Origin of the sequence: Azospirillum sp. B506, from assembly GCF_000333595.1 — a bacterium.
GTDB lineage: Bacteria > Pseudomonadota > Alphaproteobacteria > Azospirillales > Azospirillaceae > Azospirillum.
The window spans coordinates 1-4,059 of record NZ_BADK01000353.1; the positions used below are offsets into that span (position 1 = coordinate 1).

At 69.2% G+C, this 4,059-nt stretch carries 3 protein-coding genes; all 3 read right to left on the bottom strand.

What is annotated here, in order from left to right; genetic code table 11:
- Positions 1–44 precede the first annotated feature (44 nt).
- Entirely contained in the window at positions 45–620 is a 576-nt protein-coding gene (locus tag I71_RS34920) for a DUF533 domain-containing protein (protein ID WP_049976036.1), read from the bottom strand.
- A 7-nt stretch (positions 621–627) separates the two neighbouring features.
- On the bottom strand, positions 628–1,014 hold the full coding sequence (locus I71_RS10860; RefSeq protein ID WP_042694821.1) for a response regulator: 387 nt from the start codon (positions 1,012–1,014) through the stop codon (positions 628–630).
- A partial coding sequence (locus I71_RS10865) for a PAS domain-containing protein (RefSeq protein WP_049976037.1) occupies positions 1,007–4,059 on the bottom strand: 3,053 nt, incomplete at its 5' end. The genes I71_RS10860 and I71_RS10865, both read right to left, overlap by 8 nt.

The window sequence follows — 4,059 nt, forward strand, 5'->3', positions numbered from 1 at the left end:
GCGGGCGGGACGTGTGAGACGGTCGACGATATCCTGCCCGCTCCCTACTGCCGCAACCCCATCTGCCGGTTCATGCGGACCACCAGATCGCGGAAAGGGCCCAGGCGTTGGGCGAGATAGCGCAGGTAGGACCGGTTGATCGGCGCGTTCTTGTCCACCGTCGCCAGGGAGACGGCGTAGAAGCGCGCGGCCAGCCGCGGACTGTCGATCCGCCGGATCAGCTGCTCCAGGCATTGCGGTTCCTCCACCGCTTGTTCGAGCCGGCTTAGGGCCTCCCCGTCCAGGCTGCTGGTGCGGAGCCTGCTGCGGATCCGGCCTCGGTCCGTCGCATCCAGCTCGCCGTCGGCGTGGGTGGCGGCGGCCATGGCGCGGACCAGAAGATCGGTCTCCTCGGCATTGGCGGTCCGGAGGTCGGTGGGCGCGCGGTCGAGCAGCTGGTGACGGTTGCGCAGATGGGCGTCGAGGATCTGGCGGGCCAGCATCGCGTGCAGCGCCGGTTCGTGGCCCAGGCGGGGCTTCGGCGGTGTGGGGTCGGCGATGGGGGCGGCATCCGGGGTGGAAGCCTCCGGCTTGCCGCCGAACAGGCGCTTCAGAAGGCCGGTCTGGGAGGCATCGGTCATTCGGTGGCTACTCTCCGGCCGGCTGCGGCCGGCCCTGCATGGCGGTGTCGATCTGGCCCAGCAGCCGGGAGAAGTCGACGGGCTTTGGGTGATAGTCGTCGCAGCCGGCCTGCAAGGTCTTCTCGCGGTCGCCGGACATGGCATGGGCGGTCAGCGCGATGATCGGAATGCCGGCGGTCTCATTCCCCGTTTTCAGTTCGCGGGCGGCGGTCCAGCCGTCGATCACCGGCAGGTTCATGTCGAGCAGGATGACGTCCGGCCGTTCGCTGCGCGCCATCTCCACCCCCTGGCGGCCGTCGAAGGCGAGAACGACCTCGAACCCGCGCCGTTTCAGCCGGCGCGACAGGAAGTCCCAGATTTCCTCGTGGTCTTCGACCAGCAGCAGCTTAGCCATCGGTTCCTCCTGTTCCGTCGGCACGGCCGGCCCCCGGCCCCCGGATGGGGGCAGCGGGGCGCAGGCGTGCGATCGCTTCCTTCAACTCCTCGATCACCCCGTCCGCTCCGTCCTCTGCCATCGGGATGATGTCCTGCACCCGGCCGCGCAGCTCCTCCGTCTCGTCCTGTGCGATCTTGTGGGCGGCGACGACGATGACCGGGATGCGGCTCCAGTCCGGATTGCGGCACAGCGCCTTCAGGAAGCCGAAGCCATCCAGTCTGGCCGTGAAGGGGTCGAGCAGGATCACGGTCGGCGATGCGGCGGCCAACTGGCGGTATGCCTCCTCCTCCGTTTCCGCTTCGACGACCTGCCAGCCGTCGCGGCCCAGCTCGGCGCCCAGCAGGCTCCGCGTCTCGTCATCCTCCAGCAGCACCAGCGCCGTGCCGGGGGCCTGCCCGCCGAGGCCGCCCAGCACCCGGTGCAGGCGCTGCCAGTCCACCGGCTTGGTGAAATAGTCGGCGGCCCCCAGCGATAGGGCCAGCCCCTTTTCCCGGCGGGACGAGACGATGATGACGGGGATGTCGGCGAGGTCCGGCTCCGCCTTCAGCACCGACAGCACCGACCAGCCGTCGGTCCGCGGCATCATCACGTCCAGCAGGATGGCGCGCGGACGGATCTGCCGGGCGATGGAAAGGCCTGTCTGCCCGTCGGCGGCCAGCGCCACGCCGAAGCCTTCCCGGTGCAGGAAGCGGGCGAGAAGCTCGCGCATCGCCTGTTCATCGTCGATGATCAGGATCGTCTCGCGCGTTGCCGCCGTGGACTGTACCCCCTCAACCGGCAGGGGGCCGGTGTCGGCGGCGCCGGGCAGCCGGCCGTGCCGCAGGTCGGCCGGCAGGCGCAGGGTGAAGCTGGTGCCGCTGCCCGACGCGGTGTCGACGGAAATTTCGCCGCCCAGCATGTCGACGAAGGCCTTGGTGATCGCCAGACCCAGCCCGGTTCCGCCGAAGCGGCGGGTGGTGGAGCTGTCGGCCTGCATGAAGCGCTCGAACAGCCGGCGGACCTGTTCCGGCGTCATGCCGATGCCGGTGTCGCTGACACGGAAGACGACCATGTCGATGGGGGCATCGCCTGTCGAGGGGGCGCGTTCGACCGACAGGGTGATGGTGCCGTTCTCGGTGAATTTGGCGGCGTTGCTCAGCAGGTTGAACAGGCACTGGCGCACCTTCACCACGTCGGTGTGCATGTACCCGACACCGTCGGCCACCTCCACCGCCAGCCGGTTGCCCGTCTTCGACACCAGCGCCCCCACCGTCGCTGCGACCTCGCGCGTCAGGTCGGCGATGTCGGCGTCCTCGCCATGCACCTCCATCTTGCCGGCCTCGATCTTGGAGATGTCGAGGACGCCGTTGATCAGGGTCAGCAGATGACGGGCGTTCGCCTCGATCTTCTCCAGGTCGGGTAGCATGCTGTCGACGCCGAGATCGGCCAGTTCCTCCTCCAGCATCTCCGTGTAGCCGATGACGGCGCTGAGCGGCGTGCGCAGCTCGTGGCTCATGTTGGCGATGAACAGGCTCTTGGCCCGGTTGGCCTCCTCCGCGGCGAGGCGGGCGGCCTCCAGCTCCTCCTCCACCCGTTTGCGCACGCTGATGTCCTGCATGGCGCCGATCATGCGCAGGGGCTTGCCGATCGGGCTGCGCAGCACGAAGCCGCGGTCGAGGATGCTGGCATAGCTGCCGTCGGCGCGGCGGAAGCGGTATTCGTCGTTCCAGCGTGTGCCGCCGCCGTCGATCACCGTATGGATGCCGGTGACCACATGGTCCTGGTCATCGGGATGGATGTGGTCCATCCACCAGGCGGCGGAGGTCTCCGACGCATCGGCGCCATAGCCGAAAAGGGTGCGCACCGCCTCGTTCCAATGGATGCGGTCCGACGACAGGTTCCAGTCCCAGATGGCGTCATTGGTGGCCTGGGCCGCCAGCCGGTAGCGCTCCTCCGTCTCGCGCAACGCCTCCTCGGCGCGGCGGCGCGTGGTGATGTCGGTGTGGACGCCGACCCATTCCTGAACGGCCCCGCCGGCATCCAGCAGCGGCACGGCACGGACCAGCATGTCGCGATAGACGCCGTCGTACCGGCGCAGGCGGTGTTCGGCCTTGTAAATTGTCCGCCCCGCCCGCGCTGCGCGCCAGGCTTCCGATGTGTGGGGGCGGTCGTCGGGATGGATGGCCGCGACCCAGCCGGTGCCCTTCAGCTCGTCGAAGGTCTGGCCGGTGAAGCTGCTCCAGCTCGGCTGCGGAGCCTCGAAGCGGCCGGCGCCGGAGGTGTACCAAACGATGGCGGCTGTCGCCTCGACCAGCGAGCGGAAACGTTCTTCGCTGAAACGCAGCTTCTCCTCCGCCCGCTTGGCGTCGGTGGTGTCCCAGGTGACGCCGATCAGGGTCAGGCTGCGTTCCGGCGTGCTGTCGGTCACGACGCCGCGCGCCGTTGCCCAGCGCACCTCGCCGGACGGCAGCATGATGCGGAATTCGGCGTCATACTCGCCGCGTTCCCGCCGGGCGGTGTCGATGATCCCGCCGATCCGCGTCTGGTCGTCGGGATGGACGCGGCCGGTCACATCGGCTCCGCCGATCGGCTGGTTCGCCGCGAAGTCGAAGATCTCGCGCAGGCGGGCGTCGGCCTCGATGCGATCCTCCTCCAGGTTCCACGACCATGCGCCGATCCGCGCGGCCTGGAGCGCCAGTTGCAGGCGCCGCTCCGCCTCCATCACCCGGGCTTCGGCCTTGCGCTGTTCGGTGACGTCGGTGTTGGTGCCGAGCCAGCGCAGGATCCGGCCGTTCCGGTCGCGCACCGGCACGGCGCGGGACAGGAACCAGCGGTATTCGCCGTCCTTGCCGCGCAGGGGGAAGGTGTCCTCCCATGGTTCCCCCGTGCGGATGGCGCGGAAGAAGCCGTCGGAGGCGCGGTCGACATGGTCGGGGTGATGGACGCTCCGCCAGTTCCAGCCCTCCGTTTCGCCCGGTTCGGCGCCGGTGAAGTCGTACCAGCGGCGGTTGTACCAATAGATCG

Bases quoted from the DNA above. Each gene is read 5' to 3' on its own strand.
- I71_RS10860 (WP_042694821.1), bottom strand. From the start codon at position 1,014: ATGGCTAAGCTGCTGCTGGTCGAAGACCACGAGGAAATCTGGGACTTC.
- I71_RS34920 (WP_049976036.1), bottom strand. From the start codon at position 620: ATGACCGATGCCTCCCAGACCGGCCTTCTGAAGCGCCTGTTCGGCGGC.